Origin of the sequence: Shewanella sp. 10N.286.51.B2 (genome assembly GCF_041469265.1) — a bacterium.
In the GTDB taxonomy this organism is placed as follows: Bacteria; Pseudomonadota; Gammaproteobacteria; order Enterobacterales; family Shewanellaceae; genus Shewanella.
In genome coordinates, this window is the sequence record NZ_JBFRKH010000065.1 from 1 (window position 1) to 14,877 (window position 14,877).

At 41.7% G+C, this 14,877-nt stretch carries 14 protein-coding genes; 11 read left to right on the forward strand and 3 right to left on the reverse strand.

Going from position 1 to position 14,877, the window contains the following annotated elements:
- Positions 1–307 precede the first annotated feature (307 nt).
- The 5 genes from AB4140_RS16825 to AB4140_RS16845 are packed head-to-tail and all read left to right on the forward strand — an operon-like array spanning position 308 to position 4,350.
- Complete coding sequence (locus AB4140_RS16825) at positions 308–466, forward strand: periplasmic nitrate reductase, NapE protein (protein WP_102440550.1); 159 nt, start codon at positions 308–310, stop codon at positions 464–466.
- A gap of 41 nt (positions 467–507) precedes the next feature.
- Positions 508–768, forward strand: coding sequence for a chaperone NapD (locus AB4140_RS16830; RefSeq protein WP_102440551.1), 261 nt, complete (start codon positions 508–510; stop codon positions 766–768).
- A gap of 2 nt (positions 769–770) precedes the next feature.
- Positions 771–3,260, forward strand: coding sequence for a nitrate reductase catalytic subunit NapA (napA, locus tag AB4140_RS16835; RefSeq protein WP_102440576.1), 2,490 nt, complete (start codon positions 771–773; stop codon positions 3,258–3,260).
- Between the two features lie 11 nt (positions 3,261–3,271).
- Entirely contained in the window at positions 3,272–3,742 is a 471-nt protein-coding gene (locus AB4140_RS16840) for a nitrate reductase cytochrome c-type subunit (RefSeq protein ID WP_102440552.1), read from the forward strand.
- A gap of 20 nt (positions 3,743–3,762) precedes the next feature.
- Complete coding sequence (locus tag AB4140_RS16845; protein ID WP_102440577.1) at positions 3,763–4,350, forward strand: cytochrome c3 family protein; 588 nt, start codon at positions 3,763–3,765, stop codon at positions 4,348–4,350.
- A 242-nt stretch (positions 4,351–4,592) separates the two neighbouring features.
- Here AB4140_RS16845 and AB4140_RS16850 read toward each other — a convergent pair whose 3' ends face one another.
- On the reverse strand, positions 4,593–5,018 hold the full coding sequence (locus AB4140_RS16850; protein WP_102476337.1) for a hypothetical protein: 426 nt from the start codon (positions 5,016–5,018) through the stop codon (positions 4,593–4,595).
- Between the two features lie 370 nt (positions 5,019–5,388).
- Between AB4140_RS16850 and AB4140_RS16855 the strand changes: the two genes are divergently transcribed.
- A complete protein-coding gene (locus tag AB4140_RS16855; RefSeq protein ID WP_102440554.1) occupies positions 5,389–5,688 on the forward strand; it encodes a hypothetical protein in 300 nt (99 codons plus the stop codon).
- A 47-nt stretch (positions 5,689–5,735) separates the two neighbouring features.
- Here AB4140_RS16855 and AB4140_RS16860 read toward each other — a convergent pair whose 3' ends face one another.
- On the reverse strand, positions 5,736–6,737 hold the full coding sequence (locus tag AB4140_RS16860) for a D-alanine--D-alanine ligase (RefSeq protein ID WP_102476336.1): 1,002 nt from the start codon (positions 6,735–6,737) through the stop codon (positions 5,736–5,738).
- 630 nt (positions 6,738–7,367) lie between these two features.
- Between AB4140_RS16860 and AB4140_RS16865 the strand changes: the two genes are divergently transcribed.
- The 5 genes from AB4140_RS16865 (at position 7,368) to prpF (ending at position 14,324) form a co-directional block, all read left to right on the forward strand.
- Positions 7,368–8,027, forward strand: a complete 660-nt coding sequence (locus AB4140_RS16865; RefSeq protein ID WP_102440556.1) for a GntR family transcriptional regulator — start codon at positions 7,368–7,370, stop codon at positions 8,025–8,027.
- Between the two features lie 65 nt (positions 8,028–8,092).
- Positions 8,093–8,971, forward strand: coding sequence for a methylisocitrate lyase (gene prpB, locus AB4140_RS16870; protein ID WP_076536891.1), 879 nt, complete (start codon positions 8,093–8,095; stop codon positions 8,969–8,971).
- A gap of 211 nt (positions 8,972–9,182) precedes the next feature.
- Positions 9,183–10,307, forward strand: a complete 1,125-nt coding sequence (gene prpC / locus AB4140_RS16875) for a 2-methylcitrate synthase (protein WP_102440557.1) — start codon at positions 9,183–9,185, stop codon at positions 10,305–10,307.
- Positions 10,308–10,410: 103 nt separating this feature from the next.
- On the forward strand, positions 10,411–13,026 hold the full coding sequence (acnD, locus tag AB4140_RS16880; protein ID WP_372001856.1) for a Fe/S-dependent 2-methylisocitrate dehydratase AcnD: 2,616 nt from the start codon (positions 10,411–10,413) through the stop codon (positions 13,024–13,026).
- Between the two features lie 104 nt (positions 13,027–13,130).
- A complete protein-coding gene (gene prpF / locus AB4140_RS16885) occupies positions 13,131–14,324 on the forward strand; it encodes a 2-methylaconitate cis-trans isomerase PrpF (RefSeq protein WP_102440559.1) in 1,194 nt (397 codons plus the stop codon).
- Between the two features lie 280 nt (positions 14,325–14,604).
- Here prpF and AB4140_RS16890 read toward each other — a convergent pair whose 3' ends face one another.
- Positions 14,605–14,784, reverse strand: a complete 180-nt coding sequence (locus AB4140_RS16890; RefSeq protein WP_372001858.1) for a hypothetical protein — start codon at positions 14,782–14,784, stop codon at positions 14,605–14,607.
- Positions 14,785–14,877: the final 93 nt, after the last annotated feature.

Genomic DNA, 14,877 nt, shown 5'->3' on the forward strand with positions numbered 1-14,877 from the left:
CAAAATTAGTTACAGCCTCACTTATGCATGAGTATTTCTCTCCAGTGGTTCTGGTTTAAATCGAATCAATTAACATGAATGAGATTTTTATTTTTGGCTGGATTTACTATTGAAGCGCTTTATTGTTCATATGCCATTTCTAGTTGTAATAATTGTTGGTTTTTTTATGATCTAGATCAACATTTATTCGTTTTACCAATTTGTGAGTATATAGTTTAGTCATTGATAAAAGATAGAATTCACACGAATATCAATCAGTAACAATTATGCTACATCCCTTTCCTTAGAAACCTCTGCCGGAGGCTCCATGAATATAGATTCTAAAACTGAGAAAAGCCTAGAACTTAAAATTTTTATATTTTTAACGGTTTTCTTAGCACCCATTTTGTCAGCGATACTCGTTAGTGCATTAGGGTTCACCATTTGGTTTAGTCAAATTCTTTCTGGCCCTCCTGGCGCTGGATAATCATAGAAATTAAAACAAAAATTAATAGAGAAGTAATCTTGATGAGCAAAAAAGAAATCCACGTAACTAGCCTGATAGTGCAAGTAAAACCAGAGCAAATGGCTGAAGTTCGCCAACAAATTATGGCCATGGACAATGCAGATTTATCAGTTAACAACGAGATGAAGATAGTCGTAGTGATTGAAGGACCAAGCCAGCGTTCCTTAATGGATGACATTTCAACTATTAACGCAATACCTGGTGTGCTTACTGCCACTATGGTTTATCACCAAAGCGAAGAGCTAGAAGAGGGTGAAGAATGAGTATGAACAGACGTGAGTTTATGAAGGCTAATGCTGCTATGGCAGCTGCCAGCGTGGCAGGCATGGCTTTGCCGGCATCAGCAAGTAACTTAATTACTAGCTCTGAGCAGACCAAATTAGAGTGGAACAAAGCACCATGTCGTTTTTGTGGTACAGGTTGTTCCGTTATCGTTGCGACGCGTGACGGTAAAGTGGTTGCAACCCATGGTGACGCAAAAAGTGAAGTCAACAAAGGCCTTAACTGTATTAAAGGCTACTTCTTATCAAAAATCATGTACGGTCGCGATCGCCTTCAAACTCCAATGTTAAGAATGACCGACGGAAAATATGATAAGAATGGCGAGTTCAGCCCCATTAGTTGGGATACTGCGTTTGATACCATGGCTGAAAAATGGAAAAAAACCATTAAAGCTAAAGGGCCTACTGCAGTCGGCATGTTTGGTTCTGGCCAATGGACTGTGTGGGAAGGCTATGCAGCGGTTAAATTAATGAAAGCAGGCTTTGGTTCTAACAATATTGATCCCAATGCACGTCATTGTATGGCTTCTGCTGTTGGTGGATTCATGCGTACCTTTGGTATTGATGAACCCATGGGTTGTTATGATGATATGGAAGCGGCGGATGCTTTCGTATTATGGGGCTCTAATATGGCAGAAATGCACCCGATCCTTTGGACTCGCGTGACTGACCGCCGTTTAAGTGCACCACATGTGAAAGTTGCTGTGTTATCGACGTTCCAACATCGTTCATTTGATTTGGCGGATTTAGGCATAGTATTTACGCCGCAAACCGATTTAGCCATGCTTAACTTTATCGCCAATTACATTATTCAAAACGATAAAGTAGACAAAGATTTTGTCGCTAAGCATGTTAATTTCCGTAAAGGTGAAACGGATATTGGTTATGGTTTACGAGCCACTCATCCATTACAGAAAAAAGCCAAGAACGTTGAGACTGCGGGTGATTCAACCCCAATCGATTTTGAGCAGTTTAAGGCGTTTGTAGCTGACTACGATGTTAAATCAGTAAGCGAGCTTTCTGGTGTACCTGAGCACAAGTTGATTGAACTTGCAGAGTTGTACGCTGACCCTAAAAAGAAAGTCACCTCTTTCTGGACTATGGGTTTCAACCAACATACTCGTGGTGTGTGGTGTAATAACCTTATTTATAACATTCACTTGCTAGTCGGTAAAATTTCTACTCCTGGCAACAGCCCATTCTCATTAACGGGTCAACCATCAGCTTGTGGTACCGCGCGTGAAGTCGGTACATTCTCGCATCGTTTACCTGCTGATATGGTGGTTACTAACCCTGAGCATCGTAAACATGCTGAAGAAATTTGGAATATTCCAAGTGGCATAATCCCACCAAAGCCTGGCTACCATGCCGTTGAACAAAATCGCCGTCTTAAAGATGGTGATTTAAATTGTTATTGGGTTCAAGTGAACAACAACATGCAAGCTGCGGCTAACATGAACGAAGAAGGATTACCGGGTTACCGTAATCCAGAAAACTTCATTGTTGTTTCTGATGCTTATCCAACGGTAACAACACAAGCAGCTGATTTGATTTTACCTACCGCAATGTGGGTTGAGAAAGAAGGGGCTTATGGTAATGCAGAGCGTCGTACTCAATTCTGGCATCAAATGGTTAAAGCGCCAGGCGAGTCAATGTCTGACTTATGGCAGTTGATGGAATTCTCAAAACGTTTCACCACTGATGAAGTTTGGCCGCAAGATGTTTTAGATGCCAATCCTAAGTTTAAAGGTAAAACGTTATTCGAAGTACTTTACCAAAACGGTAATGTTGAGAAGTTCCCATTAAGTGATGCGGATCCTAAGTTCTTGAATGATGAAGCTAAACATTTTGGTTTTTACGTTCAAAAAGGCTTATTTGAAGAATATGCAACCTTTGGTCGTGGACATGGTCATGATTTAGCTGACTTTGACCGTTACCATGAAGAGCACGGTTTACGTTGGCCTGTTGTTGACGGTAAAGAAACCAAATGGCGTTTCCGTGAAGGGTCTGACCCTTATGTTAAAGCCGGTAAAGGTTTTGAGTTCTATGGTAAGCCAGATGGTAAAGCGGTTATTTTTGCACTGCCTTATGAACCAGCGCCAGAGATGCCAGATGAAGAATACGATATTTGGTTATCAACCGGTCGCGTACTAGAACATTGGCATTCGGGTTCAATGACCCAGCGTGTGCCAGAGCTTTATAAAGCCTTCCCTGATGCAGTGTGTTTTATGCATCCAGATGATGCTAAAAAACGTGGTTTACGTCGTGGTGATGAAGTGAAGGTTATTTCTCGTCGTGGTGAAATTAAAACCCGTATAGAAACCCGAGGTCGTAATAAGCCGCCTGTTGGCTTGGTATTTGTTCCTTGGTTTGATGCTAGCCAGCTCATTAACAAAGTCACGTTAGATGCGACAGATCCATTGTCAAAACAAACAGACTTTAAAAAGTGCGCGGTTAAAATCGTTAAAGCCTAAGGAGAGACACCATGAAAGCACGTAAAATATTGTCAATCATTGCGTTAGTTGGATTCTCTTTTGGTTTGACGGCAGCAACTGTGCCTGATGAGAAAGTTGCTACATTACGCCTTGCACCATTAAACGTTGAACCAACACCGCCTGTTATGCAGAAAGTGATTAATTCAGATGTTAAGCAAGTGCGTAATTACCCGATGCAGCCGCCAATTATTCCTCATAAAATTGATGGTTATCAAATTGATTTGAAAGTGAATAAATGTATGCAATGTCATGCGCGTAGTAGCACTGGGCATTCTCAAGCCCCTATGGTAAGTGTGACGCATTATATGGACAGAGATAATAATTTCTTGGCATCGTTGTCGCCACGTCGTTATTACTGTACTCAATGCCATGTATCTCAGTTAGATGCCAAGTTATTGGTTGAAAATGATTTTGTGGATGTTAAAGAACTCATGAAAAAATCTTCAACGACTGAGCATTAGGAGCATTTATGATTGCAAAAATACTAGAAAAATTGAAGTTAGTTTGGCAGGTAGTAAACAGGCCAAGTGTTCATTACAGCCTGGGTTTTTTGACATTAGGTGGCTTTGTAGCAGGGGTGATTTTTTGGGGTGGGTTTAATACCGCTCTTGAATTAGCAAGCACCGAGGAGTTCTGTACCAGTTGCCATGAAATGGAAAGTAATGTTTATCAAGAGCTGCAAAGCACCATTCACTTTACTAACCGAAGTGGTGTGCGCGCAACGTGTTCAGATTGCCATGTACCACATGAATGGACCAATAAAATTGCTCGTAAAATGCAGGCTTCGAAAGAAGTTTGGGGCAAGGTATTTGGCACCATCAATACTCGTGAAAAGTTTGAAGGTAAACGCCGTGAGTTGGCAGAGCATGAGTGGGCACGCCTTAAAGCTAATGACTCATTAGAATGCCGTAACTGCCATAATTTCGATTATATGGACTTTACGCGTCAATCGACTCGCGCTTCGCAAATGCACTCAACCTCATTAGCGAGCGGTGATAAAACCTGTATCGACTGTCATAAAGGGATAGCCCATCAATTACCTGATATGGCTGGTGTGGAAGGCTTTTAGTAAAAGCCAATAGCAATAAATAAGGTCAGCGAAAGCTGGCCTTTTTTGGGGTTGCATTTAATACTATTTGAGGCCTATGTCAGAGCAGGTATTCTTTGTGGCTGGCTTGTAAAATATTTGAAGTTTATAGCTGGGAATAATCATTGAGAAGTTAAATTTGAAGTAACGAAAATGGCTTATTGAAGTAACTAAACAAAGCTTACAGTACATCCATGTACATAAGCGGTTAGAGCACGATTAAATTAAATACTATTTTTCTGATAGCTATAGTTTGATTGTCCGTAATCAGCCATTAACTTAGAATGACTTTTAAGTTTTTTAGCTGGAATTAAGGAAATATTGTTACTATCACTAATGATCAGTAATGTTTTAAGTTTTCCTTTTAAAAAACCATGTTCTTTAATTGGGGAAAATAAAATACTATTTGACTTCGTTGTGTGCTCCCATTCACCATAAGAAAACCCCTCTATTCCAATGGTTCCATTTAGTTGAGACTCGTAACCCCCATCTTCATTTAAAACGATATTAATACGGTTTCCAAAACCATCATCATTAGTATAAATGCCAACTAGGGAGTTTGAATTAAGGTTTGAATCATTGAAATGAGGAGTTTGACTACAGCCAGATATGAGCATAAAACTGACTATGCATAAAACAATTTTTGACATTATTCCTTTCCGATTAAGTTATGAGGAACAACATAGAAGTAATACTATATATAACATTAAGCTGTTAGGTTAATGTTGCAATACTGTTCTAGTAAACGGATAAAATCAAGTTGTAAGTCATTTTGTTGACACTGGTTAAAAAGTTGACATCTTAATATGTTTTTATTTGACTGTGTTTGTTTTATTCTAATTCTTTATATTTCAATGGGTAGTGTGTGATTTCTTGGTGTTAAACTACCGTTTTTTCATTTGATGAATAATGTTTGGCTAGATGAGTTTGTTAAACTATTGTGCTGAAAATCGTAAAGTGCACTAAACTATTAGTTAGATTTAGTTGTAGTTTTTTTGATTTAAATACGAGGGCAATCAAATGGTGAGTTCAAAAGATTTTGCGAATTGGCTAATGATTCAATTTGAACAATTAGAGAATGGAGTAAGCTTAACGCGAGGAGACATTAATCAGTTAACAGGCAGGCAGAATTTTTCTTTGGTATTTGTACATGATATTCATTATGAATTAATGCAACATGGGATTGCATTCGTCACTGATACCTACCGTGAGCGTTTCTATATGGTCAGGGTTCAAGACAACCCTTGGCGCAAACAATTGGAAGATGCTGGCCATCAGCAAACATATTCCAATATTGTTTCAATCAATATGACGCGATAGCTATTTTGTCGTTAATCGTCGTATCAAGTTGGTATATGTGTTTAGATTTATAATTGGCTTTTGATGTTTTCAACCAAGTAATCAGTAAAGTTTTCGCCGTGATTTTGTAGCATTTTCGGAAACATTGAAATTGGTGTAGAGCCAGGGAAGGTATTAATCTCGTTTAGTAAAATTTCATTCTCTTCGGTTAGAAAGAAATCAATTCTTGATAAGTGTCTTAACTTCATCCCTTTAAATGCTTTTATCGCATAGCTGCGAATCGCTTCACACACATCCTCAGATAAATTCTTTGCGACTACATTGGTGGTCGCCTTACTTGAAGCATTATATTTTTCTTCAAAAGTATAAAAAGTGTTACTGGCACAAATGATCTCACCTGGCAGTGTTGCTATTACTTCACCTTGATATTGATAAACTGCGACTTCTAACTCTCGGGCGATAATGGTCTTTTCAACCACCACAGAAGGCGCAAAACTAAAGGCATCAGTTAATACTTGTTGTATTTGCGTTGCGTCATCAACTTTATAGCAGCCCACTGATGAACCTTGAGAGGCGGCTTTAACAAATACTGAGCCCCATTCTGATAAGGCTGCTGCCGTTTGTTGTATAGCGTCATCATTTAGTTCATTAAGAAAAATATAAGGCGTATTAGGGATGCCTAAGGCGCTAAACCACATTTTGGCGGTGATTTTGTTAAAACAGTTTCTTGAGGCTTCTGACTCACAACCAAAGTAAGGCAATTGGATTAAATTGAAATAAGATTGAATGTCACCGGTCTCACCGGGAAATCCATGAATACAAGGAATGACATAGTCTACAGGCCAAGGTGCTTTTTGCTGATCTTCAAAACGAATTTCGCGCTTATTGGTTAGCTCACAAACATTACCATCTTGATCGTGATAATGGCCATTTTTATCAAGTTCAACTCGCAGTAAATTAATCTCGTTACTATTTGCGAGAGATGATTCAAAAAAATCAGCTGATAACAAAGACACATCATGCTCTGCACTGCCGCCGCCACAGATTAAAAGTAAGTTGATAGTTGTCATTGTTGCTCCGCAAAATTGCTGATGGATATCACTGAATGTGCATTAAATTAACTTATGATAATGAACTGACAAGCCACTAGGCAAGAGCAGGGCTGAGTAAATGGTGAACAAAGCAACAAATAGTCATGAACACCGCTTAATTGCGCGTTTTATGGGCAATAAAGTTGTGCCATAGCCATATTATTTACTTGGGATATTTAAAACGGCTTAGGTGTACTCCCTAAGCTTGCTTGGCTGTTATACATTTATTCATTGCCCAATGTATGGGGCTTATGGGTGAGTTTATTCATCCGCTCCGTCACGATTTATCCATTTATCCATTTATCCATTTATCCATTTATCTGTCTATCTATCTGTCTATTTATAAATAAGGGAGGCGTTAACCGAGCATGGGTGTTTTCTGTGTTAGTTCTCTGTGTTAGTTCTCTGTGTTATTTCTCTGAGTCATATCGCGAGCTTATATCGGTAAACATACTTTGCCCTGCTTATGCTTTAGCCACAACTTAGCAGCGTTGATTTATCACTGGCGTTTTATACTTTTGTCGACAATCTAGCTTGCTTATGTTGACCACTTGTTATTATTGGCTTATATTGTCGACAATTATTCTTTGGTCAGACAGCCTACTTAAAATGACATTTTTTACTGAACAGCCCATTACAGCAGCCGATAAAACCTTTTTTGAGTTAAGAAAGGACATCGTTGAAGGCGATATTACGGCAGGCTCAAAACTGAGTGAAACAGAACTGTCGACAAAGTACGCCGTTAGCCGCGCAGTTATCCGCGAGGCAATAAACCGTTTAGAGTCATGCCATTTGGTTGAACGTAAAGCCAATATAGGTGCCCGAGTGGTGGCATTAACGCCTGAAGGGCTCATAGAGTTGTATCAAGTGCGCGAATCTCTTGAGGGCATGGCGGCTAGGCTTGCCGCTAAAAACATGACTGATGAAGAGATTGCAGATTTATTAACGCTTCTGAGCAAACACTCTAATGAAGTGAAATCTGGCGAGTCTTATTATCAAGAAGCAGGTGATGTGGATTTTCATTACCGCATTATTCTAGGGAGCAAAAACAAACACCTCATTTCTGTGCTGATAGACGGTATGTATCACCTTATTCGTATGTACCGAGTGCAATTAGGCATGGCAGGACCTCGGGTGACAACTGCCTTTGAAGAACATACCCATATAGTTAAAGCCATTTCAAATCGTGATGAAGAGTTAGCAGAGATGCTAATGCGTCGTCACATCATGTACTCCAAAAATAATATCGAAACTAAATTAAACCGTTAATTAAGCTTCGGCAGTTAAGCGTAAACAACTGCCGCATAGCAATAACAAATAGAGAGAGGGATATCATGAGCGCAGGCAAAAAATTCCGTCAGGCATTAGTCGACAACAAGCCACTACAAATCGTTGGAACCATTAATGCGTATTCAGCAATGATGGCGAAACAAATTGGTCATCAAGCGATATATTTATCGGGTGGCGGTGTGGCGAACGCATCTTATGGTTTACCTGATTTAGGTATGACGTCACTCAATGATGTGATTGTTGACGTTCAGCGTATTACTTCAGCCTGTGACTTACCACTATTAGTGGATATCGATACCGGTTGGGGTGGTGCATTTAACATCGCTAAAACCGTTCGTGATATGGAAAAAGCCGGCGCTGCAGCTGTGCACATGGAAGATCAAGTTGCGCAGAAGCGTTGTGGTCATCGCCCGAACAAAGAGATTGTGTCTACTGAAGAAATGGTTGATCGCATTAAAGCGGCTGTCGATGCCCGTATTGATCCTGATTTTTTCATCATGGCAAGAACCGACTCATTTGCTCAAGAAGGTTTAGAGGCGGCGATCGCCCGTGCTAAAGCCTATGTTGCCGCCGGTGCAGACGGTATTTTTGCCGAAGCGGTAAAAACTGAAGAGCATTATCGCGCCTTTGCCGATGCACTTGATGTCCCGATTTTGGCTAACATCACCGAGTTTGGTCAAACAGAGTTATGGAACAAAGAGCAACTCGGTCAGTGGGGCGCAGCCATGGTGCTGTATCCGTTAAGTGCATTTCGTGCGATGAATAAAGCCGCTGAAAATGTCTACAGCGCAATCTTAAAAGATGGCGACCAAAAAGCGGTTGTCGACACCATGCAAACCCGTATGGATTTATACGATTACCTCGGTTACCACGATTATGAGCAAAAGCTTGATAGCTTATTTGCTGAAGGTAAAAACAAGTAATTACTGGCAAGACATAAAAGTAGTTTTCTGTTGATAGAAAGTGTTGATAAACAGTGTTTATAAGCTTTGTCGTTGTAGCAATAGCGATTTATTGCGATTGGATGATTAATGCACAAATATTGTTCTTGAACAAAGATTGTCGACAAGCAAACCGATAATTTAAAAGACAACCAAATAGTACTCGAAACACATAAAAGAATAGGAAATCATTATGGTAGACAAGAAACTAAGTGGTGCAGGCCTTCGTGGTCAAAGCGCAGGTGATACAGCATTATGTACCGTAGGTAAATCAGGCTCAGGTTTAACCTATTGCGGTTACGATGTTGCCGATTTATCTGAAAATGCTACTTTTGAGGAAGTCGCCTATCTATTATTTAATGGTGAATTGCCAACGCAAGATCAGCTAGATACTTATAAATCAGTATTGACGACTCAGCGTGATTTACCACAAGCATTAAAAGAAGTATTACAACGTATTCCTGCCGATGCACATCCAATGGATGTGATGCGCACTGGTTGCTCATTTTTAGGTAATCTTGAGCCAGAAGCTGATTTTGCTGAGCAACATAAAGCAGCAAACCGCTTACTCGCCGCTTTTCCTGCCATCATGTGTTACTGGTATCGTTTCAGCCATGAAGGTGTTGAAATTGACTGCGTTACAGATGAAGAAACCATCGGCGGCCACTTCTTAAAACTATTGAATGGTAAAACGCCTTCAGAGCAACATCGTAAAGTGATGGATGTATCGTTAATACTTTATGCAGAGCATGAGTTTAACGCTTCTACCTTTACTGCGCGCGTATGTGCTTCAACCTTATCTGACATGTTCTCGTGTATTACCGGTGCTATCGGTACTCTTCGTGGCCCACTTCATGGCGGTGCTAATGAAGCAGCAATGGACATGATCCAAAAGTTTACTTCGCCAAGCGATGCTAAAGCGCAAATGGCAGGCATGCTAGAGCGTAAAGAAAAAATCATGGGCTTTGGTCATGCGATTTACCGCACTTCAGATCCACGTAATGTGATCATTAAAGCCTGGTCAGAAAAACTGGCTCAGGAAAATGGCGATACTAGCTTGTACGACATCTCAGTGGCTTGTGAAGAGTTTATGTGGGATACAAAAAAACTATTCTGTAATGCTGATTTCTTCCATGCATCGGCTTATCATTTTATGGGTATTCCAACCAAGCTATTTACGCCTATCTTTGTGTGTTCACGTCTTACTGGCTGGGCTGCTCACGTCATGGAGCAGCGCTCAAACAATCGTATTATCAGACCAAGTGCTGATTACATCGGATCTGAGCCACGCACTGTAACGCCAATTAGCGAAAGATAAACAGTCAAAGGCTGGCCAATGGGTCAGCCTTTTGTTTTTCAGACCTTGTTGAACATGCAAATTGCAAACTAGCTAACAATTACCAAACTTGATGGATTGGGTTATGAATTCAAATTATAGAAAACCGTTACCAGGTACAGAGCTGGATTACTTTGATACCAAAGCTGCTGTTGATGATATCCAAGCAGGCGCATTCGACAAACTGCCATATAGCTCTCGCGTTTATGCCGAGAACCTTGTGCGTCGCTGCCCACCTGAGACGCTAACAGATTGCTTAAAACAAATTATTGAACGTAAGCGAGATCTCGATTTTCCTTGGTTTCCAGCCCGTGTTGTTTGTCACGACATTCTTGGTCAAACCGCATTAGTTGATTTAGCGGGTTTACGTGATGCTATCGCTGAAAAAGGCGGCGACCCATCAAAAGTGAACCCAGTAGTGCCAACGCAGTTGATTGTCGATCACTCTCTGGCTGTCGAACATGCAGGTTTCGAAAAAGATGCCTTTGAAAAAAACCGCACCATTGAAGACAGACGTAATGAAGACAGATTTCATTTTATTAACTGGACTAAAACGGCCTTTAAAAATATTGATGTGATCCAGCCCGGTAACGGCATCATGCATCAAATTAATTTAGAGAAAATGTCGCCAGTGGTGCAAGCCCGTGAAGGCGTGGCATTTCCTGATACCTTAGTGGGCACAGATAGCCATACGCCCCATGTGGATGCTTTAGGTGTTATCGCTATTGGTGTTGGTGGGCTTGAAGCTGAAAGCGTGATGCTAGGTCGCCCATCTTATATGCGTCTACCTGATATTGTCGGTGTTGAGCTGGTCGGCGAGCGTCAATCAGGCATTACTGCGACAGATATTGTGTTAGCGATTACCGAGTTTTTACGCGAGCAAAAAGTAGTATCAACTTACCTTGAGTTTTATGGTGAAGGCGCCGCTAATCTGACATTAGGCGATCGCGCTACGATTTCAAATATGACGCCAGAATTTGGCGCCACAGCAGCGATGTTTTATATCGATGATAAAACCATTGATTACTTAAAACTGACTGGCCGTGATGATAAACAAGTTGAGTTAGTTGAGACTTACGCCAAACAAAATGGCCTATGGGCTGACACGCTAGTTAATGCAGAATATGAACGCGTGCTGCGTTTTGACTTATCCAGTGTTGGACGTAACATTGCAGGTCCTTCAAACCCACATCGCCGCGTATCGACAAGTGATTTAGCCGCTAAAGGCATTAGCGGTATTGTTGAGAATGAAGAGGGCTTAATGCCTGATGGCGCTTGTATTATTGCCGCCATTACCAGTTGTACTAACACCTCTAACCCACGCAATGTGATTGCTGCAGGCTTAATCGCCCGTAACGCCAATGCCAAGGGGCTTACACGTAAACCTTGGGTTAAAACCTCATTAGCACCAGGCTCAAAAGCGGTGCAGTTGTATCTTGAAGATGCCAATTTATTAACCGAACTTGAAGCCTTGGGCTTTGGTATTGTCGGTTTTGCCTGTACTACCTGTAATGGCATGAGTGGCGCGCTCGATCCTGTGATTCAACAAGAAGTGATTGAACGTGATTTATATGCCACCGCGGTGTTATCAGGTAACCGAAATTTTGATGGTCGTATTCATCCTTATGCGAAACAAGCGTTCTTAGCCTCGCCGCCACTGGTGGTTGCCTACGCTATTGCTGGCACCATTCGTTTTGATATTGAAAAAGATGTTTTAGGTAAAGATCAACAAGGTAACGATATAAGGCTTAAAGATATCTGGCCATCAGATGCTGAAATTGATGCGGTTATCGCTGCTAGCGTTAAGCCTGAGCAATTCCGCAAAGTGTATGAGCCAATGTTTGATATCAAAGTTGAATACGGCAGCGACTCTTCAGCTAAGATTGATCCACAGTATGATTGGCGCCCTCAAAGTACCTATATCCGTCGTCCTCCTTATTGGGAAGGCGCATTAGCGGGTGAGCGCGCCATGAAAGGCATGCGCCCATTAGCGGTATTAGGTGACAACATCACTACCGATCATTTATCACCATCAAACGCTATTATGCTTGATAGTGCAGCAGGTGCTTACCTTGATAAAATGGGCTTGCCTGAAGTTGATTTCAACTCATATGCCACCCATCGCGGCGATCACTTAACCGCACAACGTGCCACATTTGCTAACCCTAAACTATTTAATGAAATGGTGACCACCTTAGGTAAAGATGGCAAGCAAGTGATTAAGCAAGGTTCTTACGCCCGAATCGAGCCAGAAGGGCAAGAGTCGCGCATGTGGGAAGCCATTGAAACCTATATGGAGCGTAAGCAGCCACTTATCATCATCGCAGGTGCTGATTATGGTCAAGGTTCAAGCCGTGACTGGGCAGCCAAAGGGGTCCGCTTAGCGGGCGTTGAAGTGATTGTTGCTGAAGGCTTTGAGCGTATCCATCGTACCAACCTTGTAGGAATGGGCGTGCTGCCGCTTGAGTTTACCAATGGCGAGAACCGTCATACCTATCAAATTGATGGTACTGAAACCTACGATGTTATCGGTGAGCGTACTCCAGGTGCGGCGCTATCAGTAATCATTACTCGCACTAATGGTGAGCATTTAACTGTGCCAGTTAAATGTCGATTAGACACCGCTGAAGAGGTGTCTATCTATGAAGCGGGCGGTATTTTACAACGCTTTGCCCAAGACTTTTTAGAGGCCAGCCATTAGTGACTAGTGATGAGTCATAAGTAGTTATAGCTGCGTTAAATTTAACAAACATCAGCACAATGAATGTCTCTCACTCATTGTGCTGATTGATTTTAGGAAACATGATGTCTCATATTCCACAAATAAAAATTCCAGCAACCTATATGCGTGGTGGCACCAGTAAAGGGGTGTTTTTCAATCTAACTGATTTACCTAAAGCGGCTCAAGTTGCGGGCGATGCCCGTGATGCCATGCTACTTAGAGTCATTGGCAGTCCAGATCCCTATGGCAAACAAACTGATGGCATGGGCGGCGCAACCTCAAGTACCAGCAAAACGGTAATACTGTCTAAAAGCCGCCACGCCGATCATGATGTGGATTACCTTTTTGGCCAAGTGGCCATAGACAAACCCTTCGTTGATTGGAGTGGTAATTGCGGTAATTTAACGGCGGCTGTGGGTTCGTTTGCCATATCCAATGGCTTAATTGACAGTAGCCGCGTACCTGAAAATGGTATTGCGGTAGTGCGTATATGGCAGGCCAATATCAGCAAAACCATAATTGCGCACGTGCCAATGGCTAACGGCGCAGTGCAAGAAACCGGTGATTTTGAATTAGACGGGGTGACCTTTCCTGCAGCCGAAGTACTGGTAGAGTTTTTAGCGCCAGCAGACGCTGATGCAGCGATGTTCCCAACTGGCAATGTGGTGGATGATTTAGTTGTGCCAGAGCTTAGCGCAAAAGGGATCCCATCCATTAAAGCCACTATGATCAATGCTGGTATTCCAACGATATTTGTTAATGCTGCCGACATTGGTTATGTGGGTAATGAGCTTCAAGATGACATAAACAATGATGATAGCGCATTAGCATTTTTCGAAAGCTTACGTGCCCATGGTGCAGTGCAAATGGGGTTAATTAAACACATTGATGAAGCCGCAGCGCGCCAACACACGCCAAAGATTGCCTTTGTGTCGCCGCCAAGTGCATACAACTCATCAAGTGGTAAAGCGGTATTAGCCACTGATATTGACTTACAAGTGCGGGCATTATCAATGGGTAAACTGCACCATGCCATGATGGGTACAGCAGCGGTAGCAATAGGCACGGCTGCTGCCGTTGAAGGCTCGCTAGTCAATCTTGCCGCTGGTGGACAAGCACGTACTTCAGTGGTGTTTGGTCATCCATCGGGCACTCTAAAAGTGGGCGCAGAAGCGACATTATCCAATGGTAGCTGGCAGGTGAATAAAGCCAGCATGAGCCGCAGTGCAAGAGTGCTTATGGAAGGTTGGGTAAGAATACCTGGTGATAGTTTTTAGGTTGTTTTTAGTGTTTGATTTGGCAGTTATCTTAACGGGATAACTGCCAGTTTAATTTTTTAAAGATTATCCGTTCGATGATACTAGCCTGTTCGCTTTAAAAATACGACGCATTCAAACGAATCCTTTCTAGCTGAAGAGCTTAAAATAGGCTTAGAGGTTTTGCCCGTTGAGGGGGGAGTTTTTGAGTCACAAGCTAGATCATTGAACGCGATTGAAACACTTATAAGTTCGCCGTTATAATCAATCACAGTGGATATTTTATCATTAGTGATATGGGTTACAATAAATGCAACATTTCAAAGTCTTCCTTATGTAGCGGCGCAATTTTAAATTCATGCCCCGGGCTGAATCGATTGATAGCTAGGTTATAGTTTTCTTTACCTATCTTTTGCCATCTAGGCGGGTTAGGGTCATTTATTGTCTTATCTGCTTGGTCTAAACTCTTTTCTAGAGCCATAATACTTCCATGTTTCTATGAATTAACTCATAGGAACTAACTTAGCTGCTTTATGGAAAAAACATCAAAAAGTTACATTTCTAGCTCTATCTA